At 46.1% G+C, this 17,188-nt stretch carries 19 protein-coding genes; 7 read left to right on the top strand and 12 right to left on the bottom strand.

Features of this window, described 5'->3' with window-relative positions; all coding sequences use genetic code 11:
* Window positions 1-81 precede the first annotated feature (81 nt).
* Window positions 82-1,299, bottom strand: a complete 1,218-nt coding sequence (locus tag MHB82_RS20155) for an endonuclease Q family protein (RefSeq protein WP_437126783.1) — start codon at window positions 1,297-1,299, stop codon at window positions 82-84.
* Window positions 1,299-1,883 (bottom strand): NUDIX hydrolase, encoded by a 585-nt coding sequence (locus MHB82_RS20160; protein WP_095359257.1) that lies wholly within the window; start codon window positions 1,881-1,883, stop codon window positions 1,299-1,301. The genes MHB82_RS20155 and MHB82_RS20160 overlap by 1 nt, the downstream gene beginning before the upstream one ends.
* Window positions 1,884-2,003: 120 nt before the next feature.
* On the opposite strand from MHB82_RS20160, the gene MHB82_RS20165 reads away from it, so the two are divergent.
* On the top strand, window positions 2,004-2,138 hold the full coding sequence (locus tag MHB82_RS20165; protein WP_095290484.1) for a Z-ring formation inhibitor MciZ: 135 nt from the start codon (window positions 2,004-2,006) through the stop codon (window positions 2,136-2,138).
* 127 nt (window positions 2,139-2,265) lie between these two features.
* Here the strand turns inward: MHB82_RS20165 and MHB82_RS20170 are convergent, their stop codons facing one another.
* A complete protein-coding gene (locus MHB82_RS20170) occupies window positions 2,266-3,399 on the bottom strand; it encodes a M20/M25/M40 family metallo-hydrolase (protein WP_341175686.1) in 1,134 nt (377 codons plus the stop codon).
* Between the two features lie 85 nt (window positions 3,400-3,484).
* On the opposite strand from MHB82_RS20170, the gene prli42 reads away from it, so the two are divergent.
* Window positions 3,485-3,586 carry a stressosome-associated protein Prli42 gene (prli42, locus tag MHB82_RS20175; protein ID WP_095290480.1) on the top strand — a complete coding sequence of 34 codons (102 nt, stop codon included), beginning with the start codon at window positions 3,485-3,487 and terminating at the stop codon, window positions 3,584-3,586.
* A 25-nt stretch (window positions 3,587-3,611) separates the two neighbouring features.
* Here prli42 and lipB read toward each other — a convergent pair whose 3' ends face one another.
* From lipB to lpdA, 5 genes are all read right to left on the bottom strand, one after another.
* A complete protein-coding gene (lipB, locus tag MHB82_RS20180; protein ID WP_110759063.1) occupies window positions 3,612-4,319 on the bottom strand; it encodes a lipoyl(octanoyl) transferase LipB in 708 nt (235 codons plus the stop codon).
* Between the two features lie 117 nt (window positions 4,320-4,436).
* Complete coding sequence (locus tag MHB82_RS20185) at window positions 4,437-5,837, bottom strand: dihydrolipoamide acetyltransferase family protein (protein ID WP_341175687.1); 1,401 nt, start codon at window positions 5,835-5,837, stop codon at window positions 4,437-4,439.
* 70 nt (window positions 5,838-5,907) lie between these two features.
* Window positions 5,908-6,894 carry an alpha-ketoacid dehydrogenase subunit beta gene (locus MHB82_RS20190; protein ID WP_095290475.1) on the bottom strand — a complete coding sequence of 329 codons (987 nt, stop codon included), beginning with the start codon at window positions 6,892-6,894 and terminating at the stop codon, window positions 5,908-5,910.
* Between the two features lie 2 nt (window positions 6,895-6,896).
* Window positions 6,897-7,925, bottom strand: coding sequence for a thiamine pyrophosphate-dependent dehydrogenase E1 component subunit alpha (locus MHB82_RS20195; RefSeq protein WP_095290473.1), 1,029 nt, complete (start codon window positions 7,923-7,925; stop codon window positions 6,897-6,899).
* A 140-nt stretch (window positions 7,926-8,065) separates the two neighbouring features.
* Window positions 8,066-9,490 carry a dihydrolipoyl dehydrogenase gene (lpdA, locus tag MHB82_RS20200; RefSeq protein WP_341175688.1) on the bottom strand — a complete coding sequence of 475 codons (1,425 nt, stop codon included), beginning with the start codon at window positions 9,488-9,490 and terminating at the stop codon, window positions 8,066-8,068.
* A gap of 226 nt (window positions 9,491-9,716) precedes the next feature.
* Between lpdA and MHB82_RS20205 the strand changes: the two genes are divergently transcribed.
* Both MHB82_RS20205 and MHB82_RS20210 read left to right on the top strand, forming a co-directional pair.
* The gene (locus tag MHB82_RS20205) at window positions 9,717-10,034 is read left to right on the top strand and encodes a DUF2627 domain-containing protein (RefSeq protein ID WP_095290469.1); all 318 of its coding nucleotides are present in this window, start codon (window positions 9,717-9,719) and stop codon (window positions 10,032-10,034) included.
* 154 nt (window positions 10,035-10,188) lie between these two features.
* Window positions 10,189-10,536 (top strand): potassium channel family protein, encoded by a 348-nt coding sequence (locus tag MHB82_RS20210; RefSeq protein WP_095359262.1) that lies wholly within the window; start codon window positions 10,189-10,191, stop codon window positions 10,534-10,536.
* 8 nt (window positions 10,537-10,544) lie between these two features.
* Here the strand turns inward: MHB82_RS20210 and MHB82_RS20215 are convergent, their stop codons facing one another.
* Window positions 10,545-10,757 carry a hypothetical protein gene (locus MHB82_RS20215; RefSeq protein ID WP_341175689.1) on the bottom strand — a complete coding sequence of 71 codons (213 nt, stop codon included), beginning with the start codon at window positions 10,755-10,757 and terminating at the stop codon, window positions 10,545-10,547.
* Window positions 10,758-10,935: 178 nt separating this feature from the next.
* On the opposite strand from MHB82_RS20215, the gene MHB82_RS20220 reads away from it, so the two are divergent.
* Window positions 10,936-11,529 carry a thymidine kinase gene (locus MHB82_RS20220; RefSeq protein ID WP_095290464.1) on the top strand — a complete coding sequence of 198 codons (594 nt, stop codon included), beginning with the start codon at window positions 10,936-10,938 and terminating at the stop codon, window positions 11,527-11,529.
* Between the two features lie 179 nt (window positions 11,530-11,708).
* On the opposite strand, the gene MHB82_RS20225 is transcribed toward MHB82_RS20220, so the two are convergent.
* Both MHB82_RS20225 and MHB82_RS20230 read right to left on the bottom strand, forming a co-directional pair.
* The gene (locus tag MHB82_RS20225; RefSeq protein WP_095290460.1) at window positions 11,709-12,185 is read right to left on the bottom strand and encodes a hypothetical protein; all 477 of its coding nucleotides are present in this window, start codon (window positions 12,183-12,185) and stop codon (window positions 11,709-11,711) included.
* Between the two features lie 534 nt (window positions 12,186-12,719).
* On the bottom strand, window positions 12,720-13,358 hold the full coding sequence (locus MHB82_RS20230) for a hypothetical protein (protein ID WP_255247894.1): 639 nt from the start codon (window positions 13,356-13,358) through the stop codon (window positions 12,720-12,722).
* A 201-nt stretch (window positions 13,359-13,559) separates the two neighbouring features.
* Here MHB82_RS20230 and MHB82_RS20235 point away from each other — a divergent pair, with 201 nt between their 5' ends.
* Window positions 13,560-14,333 (top strand): FlxA-like family protein, encoded by a 774-nt coding sequence (locus MHB82_RS20235; protein ID WP_341175690.1) that lies wholly within the window; start codon window positions 13,560-13,562, stop codon window positions 14,331-14,333.
* 88 nt (window positions 14,334-14,421) lie between these two features.
* On the opposite strand, the gene MHB82_RS20240 is transcribed toward MHB82_RS20235, so the two are convergent.
* The gene (locus MHB82_RS20240) at window positions 14,422-15,459 is read right to left on the bottom strand and encodes an NAD(P)/FAD-dependent oxidoreductase (RefSeq protein WP_341175691.1); all 1,038 of its coding nucleotides are present in this window, start codon (window positions 15,457-15,459) and stop codon (window positions 14,422-14,424) included.
* A gap of 731 nt (window positions 15,460-16,190) precedes the next feature.
* On the opposite strand from MHB82_RS20240, the gene MHB82_RS20245 reads away from it, so the two are divergent.
* The gene (locus MHB82_RS20245) at window positions 16,191-16,964 is read left to right on the top strand and encodes a hypothetical protein (RefSeq protein ID WP_341175692.1); all 774 of its coding nucleotides are present in this window, start codon (window positions 16,191-16,193) and stop codon (window positions 16,962-16,964) included.
* The last annotated feature ends 224 nt before the right edge of the window (window positions 16,965-17,188 follow it).

Consider the following 17,188-nt stretch of genomic DNA (forward strand, 5'->3'; position numbering starts at 1 on the left):
CACACAGTCATTCTATGAACCGAAGTACGTGGGTATGACTCCTTGTCCCGATACTCGCCCTATACTTCCCTTCTGCCTGTCTTAGTCCGTTTCTTTACCAGAGACCTTGCCATAGGTTCCCCCGCCTCCGGATGACAACTCCAGTCGACCATTTCGAGCAGCAACGATAAGACTGGCCAGAACGGGTCCCACAACACTCGCAAGCTCTTCTTCACTTGTCCGATGAAGTACATTCATTTCGGTACCAAAGTGTTCCAGAAGCTGACGCAGCTTTGCCTTGCCCAGTCCCGGAATAAACTCAAGCGGTACCTGATAGTAGTATGGTGGCCTGAATTCTGGAACGTTAGGGCTCTCCCGATCTGCTATAGCCAGTATACGATCCAGAACACCCTGCACCAGCTTCGTACTGCCGCAATAGGGGCAGCGTTCCGCTGACATCGCTTGTTCATTCATAATACTGCCACAGGCTGCGCAATACGTACGGTGGTATTTGCCAAGCCTTGGGTTCAAGCCGTAATTGGCCTTAATATTTCTTCCTGCCTCACCCTTCAGTGCCATGCTGAATTCGTCAAATGAAGGATGGGAAATCTGCAGCTCATTATACTCACGTCCGATTTTACCAAGGGAGTGTGCATCCGAATTGGTTAGAAAAGGGAGCTGGTCAAGCTCCTGAATGTAGCTGGCCATGGATGAGTCTGAGCTTAATCCTAGCTCCACCGCATCAATCAGGCTTGTATCCAGCACATCAGCCATACGCGGAGCCGTGCTACCATAGATGCCTTTGTGAGGTGTAAAGACATGTGCAGGCACGATGAGTCCGCCTCGGGCTTTTATCTCGGCCTGCATTTCGAGGGATGAGACATATACCCGTTGTGAACTGAGATTCACATTTTTCATATAGCGCTGCATCCACTCCGTGAATGACTTCATCGTTGTCAAATCACGAAAGTAGGCCAGCATGTGATATTCCCGCATCTCCGGTTCGCGCAGCTCGATTTCGGTACCGAGCAGAATCGTGGTGTCCTGGTAGGCAATGCCTCCATCCTTCAGTTCGGACATCGTGCCATTCTCAAGCAGCTGCTCGATATCCATCTGTACCACTGGTGAATGGCAGTCTATGACGCCGAGCAGATGAATCCCCTTGCGCTCTGACGCTTCACGAGCAATATTCTCGAAGGTCAGATCCCGGCTGCCACTGATTTTAACAGCTTCACCGCGGGACGTACGCCCAATGTGGATATGCAGGTCTGCGTAACAGGAATCCCACGTGTTAGACGTTGTCTGCTGATCTGCCATCATTAAAACCGCCCTGTCGTTCTGTACAGATCCCATGCATACACAGCCATCATCGTTTTGGCATCACTGATCCGGTTCTGATCCATAAGCTGATACGCTTCCTCAAGCGTGATTTCAGATACTTCTAGAAATTCATCTTCATCCAGTGCCATGTCTCCGGCTTCGAGCTCCTCGGCAATGTACAAGTGGATGATCTCGTCTGCGAAACCAGGTGATGTATAGAATGAACGCAGATGACGCAGCGACTTGGCTGCATAGCCGGTTTCTTCCCGTAATTCACGAGCGGCCGCAACCTCTGGCTCTTCTCCCGGATCAAGTTTGCCTGCAGGGATTTCCACCTCGGTACGCCCCATCGCCTGACGATACTGATCAACCACCAGCATGCGATCCCCGTTCAAGGCAAGTACAGCTACCGCACCGGGGTGACGGATAATCTCACGTGAAGCTGTCTGTCCATTAGGCAGCTTGACCGTATCGACCTGAAGAGAAATGACTTTCCCTTCGAAGATTGGCTTTGTCGAGACCGTTACTTCATCGAGCTTGGGATTAGACGGGTGGTTAGAGCCCGTTTGGTTGGTAGGATTCATATATGATCAACTCCAATTTTTAAGATTTTATATTCACAATACGTATAATCCCCCGTTGTTTGGCATATCGTGAGCCTATAGCCTTTCGAGAAATATAAACCAAAATCAGGGGGAGATCCAATGAACAGTTATGTGACATCTCAATCGGTACATGTGGTCGGACAAGCAAGGCAAGTCCAGCTTATACTCAAGCAATGGCTGCGTGAATGGGGTCCTGATGCCAAACTAAGTGAACTGATTGCGGGACGAAAGTAATCCTTGTTTACTTTCATTTCTCCCATGAAATATAACATGAATTCGCAAAAAGTCCGAATCCGATGCTAACCGGTTTCGGACTTTTACGTAGAAAGGTGCTTACTTACAAGTAAACACCTCTATATGATTACTTGCTGCCAGAAGCTGTCTCCTGAATGATGGCTACGACAACCTGGGACAGTTTAACGATATCATCCGCACGAATGCGCTCTTTCGTCGTATGGATATCCTCATAACCTACCGCCAGATTGACGGTCGGAATGTTGAAGCCATTGAAGATGTTGGCATCACTGCCACCACCCGAAGCAAAAGTACTTGTTTCCAGACCCAGACCGCGAATCGCACGCTGCGCAAGCTGCACAACCTCATGCTCATCGTGGAACCCGAAGGCAGGATACAAAATCTCGCTGCGGAATTCGGCTGTGGCACCGTATTTGCGGCAGGTTGTTTCCAGAGCTTCACGCATCTGAGCAATTTGCTTTTCCACTTTTTCCTGCAAGATACTGCGTGCTTCCGCTTCAATCTGTACAAAATCACACACAACGTTCAGTGCAGATCCGCCCTGAAACTTGCCAATGTTGGCCGTAGTCTCATCATCAATCCGTCCCAGTGTCATTGCTGCAATGGCCTTCGCCGCAACTTGGATTGCACTGATGCCGTCTTCGGGGTTCACACCTGCATGTGCCGATTTCCCATAAATGTTCATCTGAATCTCGGCTCTCGCCGGGGCAGCAACACAAATCGTTCCCACTGCACCATTGGAATCAAGTGCATAACCAAATTCAGCATCAATATCTTTTGGATCCATCGCACGCGCACCGACCAGACCGGATTCTTCGCCAACGGTAATGACGAACTGAATTTTTCCGTGTGGAACCTTGTTCTCCTGGATCGCCCGAATCGCTTCAAGCAGGGCAGCAATGCCTGCCTTGTCATCTGCTCCGAGGATCGTTGTGCCATCGCTGCGAATCCAACCATCTTCCCCGAGCTCGGGTTTAATTCCTTGGCCAGGAGTTACAGTATCCATGTGGCAGGTAAAAAAGATCGGCGCTGCCTCCGGTGCACCATCCGCTTCCAAGGTAACAATAAGGTTACCTGCTCCATGCCCGGTTTTCTCCATGGTGTCGTCCTCATATATGCTGAGACCCAGCTGGGTAAACTGTTCCTTCAATACGTTGGAGATGTTATGTTCATTCTTCGTTTCACTGTCGATCTGCACCAGTTCCATAAACTGATGTATGACACGTTCCTGTTTAATCATAGGACTTTCCTCCCTCTCATGGATACGGTACAATACAATTAATATGCTTGTTTATTTTTCATTTGTTGAAAGGAGTTCTCTCTTCATGCAAAAAAAGAAATGGTTCAAAATCGTGATCTATCTCATGCTGATTGCCATGATCGGGTCTACCCTTTTCATCGCTCTTGAACCTCTACTATTTGGATAGAATCTGAAGCCCTTGACTGTCTGAACTAGAGACGGACAACGGCTTCTTTTTCGTCTCTCCAAGTCATCTCATATGGAAAAATACGTCCGAAATAGGGGACAATCTGCTGGGCAACTTGCTCCACGGTGTAGGTTCTGCCGGTGATGTCCTCTAGAGAGGTCACGCCGTACTGCTCTATGCCACAAGGGATAATCCCCTGAAATCCTTCATCCTGAATACCTGAAGTAATATTAAAAGCAAAACCATGACTCGTCACGAATCCTCGCCGATGTTTACAACGGTTGAACTTTACCCCGATGGCAGCGATCTTCATATCTCCGATCCATACTCCGGTGTATGCCTCTTTCCGGCCTGCCTCAATACCCTCATCTGCCAGGTAATCAATGATGACCTGCTCCAGATTGCGCAAATACCCATGTAAATCAAGAGCTTCATCACGGCCGAGGACGAGCAGCGGATAACCAACAAGCTGGCCTGGACCATGATATGTAATATCACCGCCCCGATCAATTTGAAACAAGGTAATCCCCTTTGCCTCGAGCTCCTCCTTGCTGAGAAGCAGATGCTCCGGATGATTCTGAGATCCGATGGTATACGTGGGAGGATGCTGCAGCAGAAGCATCTGCTCGATTCCTCCACCTTCGTCCAGCTGCTGTACAATTGCTTTTTGGCGGTTCCAAGCCTGTTCATAATCAAGCATCGGTATGTATGTCACATCCAGCGGCTTGTTCATGATTTCCCCACACCCTTCCGCTTCATTGTCCAAACCATATTTGATCGTTTAACCGCAGACAGCGGGAAAAGTGCACGGCCTTTGGCACATACACTTTCCCTTGACAACTCTATTTCATTAATACACCTTTGTTTCCATATTATAACCTTCAAGGTTTTCTTTGACCCGCTGCAAAAATCGGCCGCAGATGACGCCATCCAGAATCCGATGATCCAGAGACAGACACAGGTTGGCCATCGAACGAACGGCAATCATGTCATTAATGACTACAGGCTTCTTCACGATCGACTCAAACGTGAGAATAGCCGCTTGTGGATAGTTAATAATCGGTTGCGAAAGAATTGAACCAAACGAACCGGTATTATTGACCGTAAACGTACCACCTTGCATATGATCCAGCTTCAGGGTACCTTCACGGGTTTTGCGTGCCAAATCATCGATTTCCCGGGCCAGACCTGCGATATTACGCTGATCCGCATGCTTGATCACCGGTGTCAGTACAGAGTCTTCCGTACCTACCGCCATGGACAAGTTTATATCCCGTTTAACGATAATTTTATCGACAGCCCAAACCGAGTTCATGATCGGGTAATCCTTAATTGCATTTACAACACCCTTCATCATGAAGGAGAGGTACGTCAGATTAATGCCTTCTTTACGCTTGAACTCATCCTTGAGCTTATTGCGCAGCATGACCAGGTTGGTAACATCCACTTCGATCATGGTCCATGCGTGAGGAATCTCCGATACGCTTTGACGCATGTTCCGGGCAATGGCATTACGCACAGGAGTAACATCGATAAAATATTCCGATCTTCCCTGGCCGCCACCTTCTACTTCAATCTGCGGAATTTTCGGAGATTCCGTCAAATGAATCCCTGAATGTCTCACGGGAACGCCAGCATCGGGCGCAGAAACCGCTTCTCTTGCAGAGATTCCCGTTTCTGCACCGCTTTTGTTCAAACGGCTAAACGGTGAAGCAGATGGACTAACTGCAGAGGAAGGTTGTGCTGGTATACCTGTTTGGCCTCCTTGAGCGATAACAGCAAGCACGTCCTTGCGTGTGATGCGTCCGCCTGCTCCTGTGCCTTGAATAGCCTGCAAGTTGAGACCATGCTCTGCTGCAAGTGACTGTACCGCAGGAGAGTAGCGATTACGCATAGGCTGATTGGGATCATGACCTACTGGAGTCACTGATCCTTGCTGTGCATTGTTCTGCTGGGATACTTGTGTCACTTGCTCTGCCACTTGTTCATCATCCGCAGCTGCTACCTGCATACGGCAGATGGCTTCGCCAACAGCAATCGTCGTACCTTCTTCCACCAGAAGGTCACCCATGATTCCATCAACTGTCGATGGAATCTCTGCATTGACCTTATCGGTGATTACTTCACAGATTGGCTCGTATTGTTCAACCCGGTCACCCGGTTTTTTTAACCATTTTCCAATGGTAGCCGAGACCAGCGATTCTGCCAGCTGCGGCATAATGACCTCGATCCATTTCATACGTTCAGCCATTTTTTATATCACTCCAAACTTAGCTTTTAACCTTTTTTCGAATAGATTGTCGAAACTTATGATCAACGAATTAATACTCCGCAAGGGTGCGCATGGCTTCCTTCGCTTTATCCTTGCTAAGCATGTAGAATTTCTCCAGTGTTGGGCTGATTGGCATTGCCGGTACGTCCGGTCCGCAAAGACGCTGAATCGGTGCATCCAGATCGAACAGGCACTCTTCGCTGATAATAGCCGCAACTTCGGCACCAACACCACCAGTTTTGTTGTCCTCGTGAACAATAAGCACCTTGCCTGTCTGACGAGCGGAAGCAATGATCGCTTCACGGTCAAGCGGCTGCAGTGTACGCAGATCCAGAACGTGGGAAGTAATCCCTTCTTCACGCTCCAGTTCTTCCGCAGCCTGCATTACAAAATGCAGCGGCTGGCTGTACCCGATAACTGTGATATCCGCACCTTCACGAAGCACATTTGCTTTGCCGATCGGAACGATGTAATCATCCTCTGGTACGTCTTCTTTAATCAGCTTGTAACACTTCTTATTTTCGAAGAACAGTACCGGATCCGGGTCACGTACGGCAGCTTTGAGCAAACCTTTGGCGTCATATGCCGAGTAAGGAGCAATGATTTTCAAACCAGGTGTACCAAAGAAAATAGATTCGGGACATTGTGAATGATACAATCCTCCAAAGATCCCTCCGCCAATCGGCGCACGGATAACAATCGGACAGCTCCAGTCATTGTTGGAACGATAGCGGATTTTGGCCGCTTCACTAATGATCTGATTGGTTGCCGGCAGCATAAAGTCTGAATATTGCATCTCCGCTATTGGCTTCATGCCATACATAGCCGCCCCAATGGCTACCCCTGCAATGGCCGATTCGGACAAAGGTGTATCCATCACACGCATCTCGCCGAATTGCTCTTGCAAGCCTTTGGTTGTGGTAAAGACGCCGCCTTTGACACCGACGTCTTCACCCAGTACAAAAACATTCTCGTCTCGCTCCATCTCTTCTTTCATCGCAAGACGGATCGCATCAATATATTCCATAACCGCCATGATTACCGTCCCCCTTCTTCGCTGTCCGCGTAAACGTGCGTCAGAGTGTCCTCAGGTTTCGGATATGGCGCGTTGTCTGCATATTCAGTCGCTTCTTTCATTTCCAGCGCGAGCTGGGAAGCCAGATCCGCATCCCGGGCTTCGTCCCAGATGCCGCAATCAATCAAATAATTTTTCATCCGAAGAACGCCATCCTTCTTCCAATTCTCGTCAACCTCTTCCTTGGTCCGGTAAGCCAGATCATTGTCGGAAGTGGAGTGAGGAGACAAACGGTACATCATGGCTTCAATCAGGGTAGGGCCTTCACCGGCAATTGCACGGCGGCGCGCTTCTTTGACAGCAGCATATACTTCCAGCGCGTCATTGCCGTCAACCCGTAGTCCAGGGAAGCCGTACCCCAGTGCGCGATCCGATATCTTGCCGCTAAGCTGCTTATGGACCGGAACCGAGATGGCGTACTGGTTATTCTCACACATAATAATAACAGGCAGCTTGTGAACTCCAGCGAAGTTAGCTCCTTCGTGGAAGTCTCCCTGGTTGCTTGAGCCTTCACCAAACGTAACAAAAGAAACAAATTCTTTTTTCTGCATTTTTGCTGCCAGTGCAAAACCTACGGCATGCGGTACTTGCGTAGTAACCGGGCTTGAGCCCGTAACAATTCGCAGCTTTTTATGACCAAAATGGCCCGGCATCTGACGGCCGCCGCTATTCGGATCTTCCGCCTTGGCAAAAGCAGAGAGCATCAGCTCGCGAGGCGTCATGCCTACCGCCAATACGAAGCCGTAATCGCGGTAATAAGGTAAGTAATAATCGTGATCCCGGTCCAGTCCAAAAGCAGCACCCACTTGCGCAGCTTCCTGACCTACACCGGATACGTGAAAGTTAATTTTGCCGGCCCGCTGCAAGAGCAGGCAACGTTCATCGAACTTGCGTGCAAGCAGCATGTATTTGTACATGTCCAATACTTCTCCATCGCTAAGTCCCAGCTGTTCATGCCGGTGGACCGCATCTGCAGTACCTTGTGAACTCATATGAGGTACCTCCTTTTAATCAGAGCCTGTGCCCGTCTTACAACCCGATCTTATAACCTGGTACTAAGACTTGGCTTAACCTTATTATAATCCCTTTTGCCCAAAAAAGGAAAGAACCTTTCTCATAAGTCTGTCCAGACCTACATTCCAATGGCTTTTCCGTCTACAGCCAGCATGGCTTCGCCCATAATTTCGGACAATGAAGGATGTGGATGGATCGTCTGTCCCACTTCCCATGGCGTCGCATCCAGCATTTGTGCCAGCGAAGCCTCAGCAATCAGTTCCGTTACATGGGTACCAATCATATGTACACCCAATATATCATTCGTCTTGGCATCGGCGATTACCTTCACAAAACCGTCCCGTTTTCCATGAACGAGCGATTTGCCAATCGCCTGAAACGGAAACTTGCCGGTTTTGACATCGAAACCGCGCTCTTTGGCTTCACGCTCCGTGAAACCAATGCTTGCTGCTTCAGGACGAGTGTACACACACCGGGGAATGCGGTGGGATTCGACGGCATGAACCGATTCACCTGCCAGGTGATTTACGGCCAGAATGCCTTCATGACTCGCAGCGTGTGCAAGCTGTAATCCACCAATGCAATCCCCGATGGCATAGATATGTCCTTCACCAGTCTGTAGATGTTTGTTTACCGCGATGAATCCGCGGTCCAGTTTGATATCGGTGTTTTCGAGCCCAATATTTTCAACATTAGCCTGCCGTCCGACTGATATCAGCATTTTGTCCGCACTGAGCGTCTCCTGCTGATTGTTATTCATCTGAACATCAATTCGAACGCCTTCTTGACCAGCCTCATATGATTCTGGCATGATTTTAGCCTTTGTTAGGAAGCGTACTCCGCGTTTGCCAAGCAACCGCTGCATCTCCCTTGCCACGTCTTCGTCTTCCGCGGGTAATACATGATCGGCAGCCTCGACAACCGTAATGTCCACCCCGAAGTCATTCAGCATGGATGCCCATTCCAGCCCAATCACGCCACCACCCACGATGATGAGTGATGTTGGCAATTCATCCATCCGCAGAGCTTCGTCACTGCTCATGATATACCGGCCATCCGGCTCCAGGCCCGGAAGTACGCGAGGACGTGACCCGGTAGCAATGATGAGATTGGTTGGCACAACCGTATCCATCTCCCCATCTTCAAACTCCACAGCTACCGCTCCGCTCTGAGGTGAGAAAATGGACGGTCCGATTACACGGCCTTTGGCGTATACGACCTGGATCTTATTTTTTTTCATCAAATATTGAACCCCTTGATGCAGCTGCTCCACAATGGCATCCTTGCGCGCCTGTACCTTGGGAAATACCAGCGTTGCTCCAGTTGTTTCGATTCCGTAAGATTCGCTCTCTTGAATCTCAGCGTACACTTCCGCACTTCTCAATAGCGACTTGCTAGGAATGCACCCGCGATGCAAGCAGGTACCCCCAAGCTTGTCCTTCTCAATAATGACGACCTGTTTACCCAACTGGGCAGCACGAATTGCGGCAACGTAACCTCCGGTCCCTCCTCCGAGAATGGCAACATCACATGTAATTGGCATCTTTTATGTTCTCCTCTATCAATATGATTAGTTATGAATGGAACGATGATGATGATAAAAAGCCTTTTGCAGAACTTTACTATATTCCATTGTACTCCCCTTGGGCAGTCAACTCAAAGTTTGTCCCAACACATGGACAGCGTGCACAAACCAAGCTATGATGGAATCAGGCATGACCTGTAAGCGCAACCTTTATTTTACGTCGACATTTGGCAGAAGGGGTTAAATGGTGATGAATACTCGACTGGTCTTTGCACGGTTTTTGGCGATTTTGGTCTTGGTTATTCCCGGATTAATGGCCATGAAAGGTTTTTTGATGATGAAAGACGCCCTTTTCCTATATTATGCTGAGCACGGGAATGATCAGATCTCACCTGGTTTCCAGTGGCTTTCCTTTGGAGGCGGGCTTCTCCTGTTTGCTGCAGGCATGAGTTTCTTGGGAGGATGGATTTTGTTCCGTGACCGTAAACGCAATTATGTAGGTCCCCGTTTCCGTTCCAAAAACACAACCGAACAGGCAGAGACACCCGGCAAGCTTTCATAAGTCCGGGCTTTTTGCTGTTCTCCCTAGCTTTATCATTCAATTAAGATCAGGTATAATGCTTATTTATTCACATGGATATCTCTGCATCATTCCGTACGTGACTCGAAGAATTTATGCGAAACATCGACATCAAAAAAAGACAGGATGATTTAACATGATATCGTTTCTCATGACGCTGCAAAGATTGCTCAAGGGCATTTTCCACGCGTTCAAGGACCCCAAGTTTCTCGCACTTTTTATCTTGACTGCAGCAACACTGCTGTCAGGAACCTTGTTCTATACCCGTGTGGAAGGACTGCACTGGATCGATGCGCTTTATTTCTGTGCCGTGACTCTGACGACGGTGGGGCATCCTGAATTTGTGCCTACCACCGGATTCAGCAAAGCATTTACCGTAATCTACATGTATGCCGGCATTGGCCTTACCTTTGCCATGATTGCCAGAATTACAGCAGGTATTCTATTTCCTCGCAAATTACAAACAGAAGAGAACCCGGAGTAATCTCCGGGTTATTCGTATAATGCATCCCTCAGCTTTGTTGACATGCGGGATTCTTTGGAAGAAGACTTCAGAATGGTTCTGCGCAGGGTTAAATTGCTGGCCTGCAGCCGCTCTATTTCCGCAAACAGATCGGCAATTAGCGCCTCCGCGCCTTCATGAAGGGCAGCCTGTCCCTTTAATTCCTCATACCGCTGCTGCATTTGATTTATCGCTTCACTCACTTGTATAGCACCTCTTTTCCAATACTACTGCTTCACATCTGCCGTTACCAACAGTGTAATAATCCATATAGTAACACAAAGCAGCTTGGATTAGTTCTAGCTCTGAACGGAGATTTTGTGGTACTCTGTAATGGTCGCTTTTTTTGTTGAATCCGTATGTGAGAGGAGTAGCAGCACCGTGCAAACAGGACGTATTACCGTAATTACTGGACCGATGTTCAGTGAAAAATCCGGTGAACTCATTCGCCGTTGTCAGAAATTAATTCAATTTGGCCGTAAAAAGGTCGTTGCTTACAAACCAGCCGAAGATGATCGGTTTGCCCAGGACGAGATTGTCAGCCGAATCGGATATCGTCTTCCTGCCCATTCCATCCCCCGGCAATTAACTCCGGAATCCGTGGAGATGATTCTTGCTCAGACCAAAGATGCTGATGTGGTTGCTTTTGATGAAGTGCAATTTTTCAGCAGTGCCATTATGGACCTGGTCTCCGAGCTTGCCTATTGCGGCAAACACGTGATTGTAGATGGTCTTAATATGGATTATCGAGGCAAGGAATTCGGATATATTGGGGGTCTGCTCGCCATGGCAGATGACATTGAGAAACTCTCCGCATTCTGTGCGGTTTGCGGAAGCCCTGATGCTGCCTTCACTCAACGTATTGTGAACGGAGAGCCAGTCACTCTTGGTCCGGTTGTCATGATTGGCGATTCGGAAGCCTACGAACCACGCTGCCGCTGCTGTTTCATTCCTCCTCACAAAGTAGAATGCTAGTTCAGCTTTTATTATATATTCGGCAGGTCCTCTGAAGCAGAACTCTGAGTCAAATCTGCCTGTTCTTAAAAAGCCCTCAAGGGCTTTTTTTGCTTATCCACTGCATTCGCTATACCCGGTTCAACATTCATTACAAAAAAGCACCGCTTCAAAGCGATGCTCTCATTCGTAGTCTCCCACTAGTCGCGGGAAACAAAATATTTGTTGGTCATGTAGTAAGCGTCACCGCGGGACGTTTCTACCATTCCTTTTTTGGCGTCCAGAAATACAATCTCTTTACACTTCGTACAATACCATTTGGTTCGCTTATATGGAGATTCCGTTACATATGCCGTACCGCATTTGCAATCAATTTTCATCAATAGCTCGGTTGATTTATATGCACTGGACAAGCGTTCCAGATTATCCTGCTGCTGTGTGGGCATGATGGTCTGTTGATAATCGGATAAATGATTTTGAACTTTGAAATCTGCCACGAGGCCTGCATTCAATCCAAAGAACTCTTTCCCAATCTCGGTCACGAAGCGCTTCTCATTTCTGTAGCAATCCAGCCACTCAACAATCTGCTTATTAGACAGTGGAACCGTACCCTTGATACCGCTGTTTAAGGTGTAGGTCATGATGTATAAAGTATCGTCTTGTCTACCTGAGTACATTAGAATCCTCCTTCGAATACATTTGCTAATGTACTACAAAAATGCTCATAAATCAAAGCAATGTTATTTCCTGAGCAAGATTCTTCCTATTAAATGGGGTACATTCCACGTTCATCCGCCAACAGCTTACAGGAACTGCATACACCTGTAACATTTCCCTGAGGCGCTGCGTAATGAACGACTGATTCAACTTTTTTCTTGCATATGGAGCAATAGTACCTCCTTTCTTTTTTAGGGGTGTAGTCCGATAGCTTCACTACGTTTTGTTTGCGTCTGAATCCGCGTAAGAAGCCCAGCCATTTCATTTCACTCTCACTCTTTCTCTAGACTAGATTGCAGCCATTCTTCGTCGTTCTCCGGTCATATTGAACTTGCCGGTATTATGTATACAATTCCCAGTTGTGCACGTCTATCTCATAATCTATTCGACGTTTTAGAGCCTTTTCCTGTCTTTAATCGGTACACATATCAAAAAAACCGACAAAAGCTATCCTCCCTATGAAGGTCAAGGACAGCCATGTCAGTATTGAATCTTTATTTATAAAAGGTACCCAATACTTCCAGCGCAGGTGAACGCTCAATTCGGAACGGATAGATGTACCCTTGATTGAACCGGGTAAACCTTCTGCTCCACAGATCCAGCCCTGAGGTAAATTGATAGGCCTGATATACAAATTTGGAGCAATAATTTCGTTCAATGCTTCGCAGATTGGTTTGCAATCGATAAAACTTAACCTGCTTGTAGTGTTCATGTACCCACTCAGCCGCACGCTGCCCAGCCTGGTTTAAACGTGAACGAAATACAATGAAACGATCTCCCTCATAAAATCGGGTAAGATACCATTCCAGGGAATCGGCGAACACGGGCCCATAAGGATGAACATGATACACTTTGCCGTCCAGCCCAATAATCCCCATGTGACCTGCATAATAGGTTGATTCCGAACTTGGCGTGTAAACGATATCTCCCGGTTCCAGCTTCATTTGCCCCAGTTCTGCGACAGGAAGATCCTGCTGCAGCCTTCTGGCTGCGGATCGCTCACGCCTACTCTCCACCAGTAATCGATGCAAAGCACCGGCAACTGCAAGATAAATGGCTGCGTATTTGATTCGTTTCTTTCCTTTGGTAACCCTGAGGACAGAGGAAATGAAACTCCGAAACATTTTAGACATACCCCACCCCGTATTCTCCACTCTGTCAGATTTATTCGTCTATTTTCATATTATAGTTTTCACTTCGGAACTGATCAAACTGCCATACAATTTTAGCCACTGCATGTTTCAGTGTCCCTTAACAGAATAACCCAAAATTCCGATATTATAATAAGTATGATAAAAAAATCATGCAACTATCACACCCAGGAGGAATCCCTTATGTTATCCGTTTCATCAACGAACAGAAGCACCGGATCCAATCAGAGCAGCGGTAATACAACTACCAAAACAGACAAGATTATTCAGGACCTAATGAAACAAAAGGCGAGACTGAGCGAAGAAATGCAGACCGTGAGATCCAATGAAAAACTGGATACAAAAACGAAAATGCAGCGCATTCAAACCTTGACCTCCAGTATCCAGGAAATCGACGCTCAAATTGCTCAGATTAAAGCAGAAGAGATTCAGGAAAAGACACGACAAAAAGAGAATGAAAAGCCCAAAAGTTCTGATTCTCAACCTGAAGATACGGTCTCACTCGGTTCTGTAATCAAGAATAGCAATACATACGATCAATTGGGGAAGCTGGTTGGATCCCGTGAGAAAATGCAAGGTTCAATCAACACGCTAGAGGGCGGCGTTCGTTTTGATCGTACCTTATTAGATAGTAACCCTCATGCAGATAACGGAAAATCAGTAATGCTTGAAAATGCAGAGCATACCGTTTTTCAAATGAAGCGAGAAATGGTTCAGGAAGTTAAATCCCACATTAGAAGTACGGATAAGAAAATTGGGGAATTACTCAAAGATATAAACGATACAGCTCCACGGAATGAACCGACTGCTGAGAAAGCTTCTACAGAAGAAGTTAAAGCGGAAAAGGACAATAAAGACGATATACTTTCGGGTAACAACGAGGTTATGGACAACATTCAACATTCGAATTCTCCGACAATGATAAACACAAATACATCGATTGACATTTTAGCTTAATAAATTTAGAGCACACAAAAATAAACCACAACCCTAATACCTGGTATTTAGTCAAGGTAATTAAGGTTATGGTTTTTTAATTTGGTATTTATTCTTCTACAACACCGAGAGCTTTGTTCTTCTCTTTGAATCGGCTGTTATGAGAAGATACATAGGCTACTTTTTCTGCCTCAGGATCAAGGTATAGTTTGGCACTGTTGACCGCTAGGGCAGCATCCGTGAATGTTCCTGCAATAAGATATAGCTTGCTGCCATAATCCACAAAGTCGCCTGCCGCAAATACACCCGGTATATTGGTTTGAAGCTTCTCTGTTGTGGTTACATGCCACTCTCCAAGATCCAATCCCCAGTCCCGAATCGGACCAAAGTCACTCTTCATGCCGTGATTAACGATAATTGCATCGACTTCCAGCAGTTCACTTTCACCTGTTTCCACGTGGGATATCGTCACTTGTTCAATCACTTCGCCACTAACACTGTGCAGCGTATTCACTGCATAGGGTGTACGAACATCCACCGAGGATTCTCTCATACGAATGACATTTCGCTCCAGCCCGCCGAAGTGATCGCGCCGATGTACAACCGTAACTTGTTCTGCCAGAGCTTCAAGCTCGTTAGCCCAGTCCACTGCAGAATCGCCTCCCCCAGAGATAAGGACACGTTTGCCCCGGAAAGGTTCCAATTCCTGCACCGTGTAGTGCAGATTCGTTACCTCGTAACGGTCAGCTCCCTCAAGTTCCAGCTTCGCCATTTTGTATATTCCGTAACCGATTGCCATAATGACGGTCCGAGTCCAGTGTTTCTCACCAGTATCAGCAGTCAGAATAATTGTACCATCGGGCTGACGTTCAAAACCTTCAATTTGCTGTTCAAAGACAATCGTAGGTTCAAACGTTCTCGCCTGTTCTTCCAGCTGCTTAATCAGATTTGCGCATAAAATCGGTGTTACACCACCCACGTCCCAGATCATCTTCTCTGGATAAAAGAGCATGCGTCCGCCGAGTCTGTCCCGTGCTTCAATCAATTTCGTTTTCATATCCCGCATACCGCTATAAAAGGCAGAGTACATCCCGGCGGGACCTCCGCCGATAATGGTTACATCATATAGTTCCAACTGCTGATCCATATTAAGGTTACCTCCGTTAATTCGATCCATAACATCGAGTATTTGATATCGATTCTCATTATCACTTAATCCCTAGTTTAATGGGAATCATATCAAAATACAATGGATAAAAACAAAACAATTTTTATAGATATCTTTTACATTTCCAAAAGGTTATCCTATTCGGCTTTAACCGTACTTAAAAAATGTCCGACCACAGATCAAGCTGCTTCTCCAATGAGTTTCCGTTAAAATAGAAAAAATTAAAAATACGTATCTTCAGAAGAACGATGATCAGATCCAGTTCAAAGCCTCAGGGTTTTAGTTCAACCCAAGTGCCCAGTAAATTTACCCCTTCAAGTTCACTTTTGTATGCGGCTCCATCGAACATCCGAGGTACCAACTGGTTTTACATCAAGAGCTACCAGGGATTGTCGGATACTACGACTCGCCTTTTGACCGTTGAAATTGTACGTGTTTCATTACCATAATTTCGTCACTGCACCAGCAGTCTCGAGGTTGAGAAGGTAGTGCTATTCGGACTGTTACCCGTTCCTTCCTGGCTGTCCGCGTTGGTGTTGGTCCTGTACCACATGCAAACAACAACATGGTAAACTTAATATGGCTATTTTTTTCACTATCAACGTAAAATAAGTTTATTAACACGAATATATAACTTTATCTTCACTAGCTTCCTATAACATCCGATATATGTAAATAGATCCAACATATAAGGAAAAGGAGATCAGAACATGGGCATAATATCACCTGGGAACAACCATAGTTTCACACTAAGTAACATTCATTCAAATCGAGAAAAAGAGCTTCAGAGTCTTATGCAACGAAAAAATAAATTAAATGAAGACATTCAAGCGGTAAAATCGAATGACCAGCTTGATATCAAAACAAAAGCTGAACGAATTAAATCGATAACTAGCACTATTGCCCAAGTAGATAGTCGGATTGGACAGATTAAAGCTGAGGAATTACAAAAGAAAAATAAGGCTAAACAACCAGAAAAGATTCAAACTGAACAGGTTCAGCAACCGGAAGAATCCCAGCCCCACTCAGTGGATCATCTCATCAAACATAGTCAAACTTATGACCAATTAGGAAAATTAGTAGGTTTGCGAGAACAAATGAATGGATCAATACGAACAATTGAAGGAGAAACAAAATTTGATCGCATTGTTTTGGAACTTAATTCTGAAGCTGATACGGGAAAATCAATGATGTTGGAAAATTCAGAACGTACGGTTTTTCAGGAGAAAAGAGATCTAGTACAGGATATTCATTCTCAAATTAGTGAAGTAAACGAAAACATTGAAGGATTAATGAAAGATATTCAACAAACTGCACAGCAAAAAACCACCTCACCTCCTTTAGCTAGTAATGATAAACACAACGTGGAAGAACATATAGAGTCGGATGAATCAAAGAGCATTGAATTGCCTAAAGAGGCATTTGAAAGATCTGCAACCTCATCCTCCACCAAGGAACATGTATCATTAGATATTCGTATATAAATAATTAATACTACTTAATAAAATATCAATAGGTTATACTTAGAACAATTGAAGCTTAGCAATATTAAAATAAAATGTTTTCTACTTACAAAGCCGTTAATCGTGGATACTTACTTCCCTTGAGAAACGGCCCTTTTTATCTTGAAAGTTTATTTAATCTTCTTACTCTATACTAAACGAATATACTGTTTCGAAATGTATATGTGTGCTGTTGTATCCAGAGT

It is taken from the genome of Paenibacillus sp. FSL K6-2862 (assembly GCF_038005125.1).
Classification (GTDB): domain Bacteria; phylum Bacillota; class Bacilli; order Paenibacillales; family Paenibacillaceae; genus Paenibacillus; species Paenibacillus illinoisensis_A.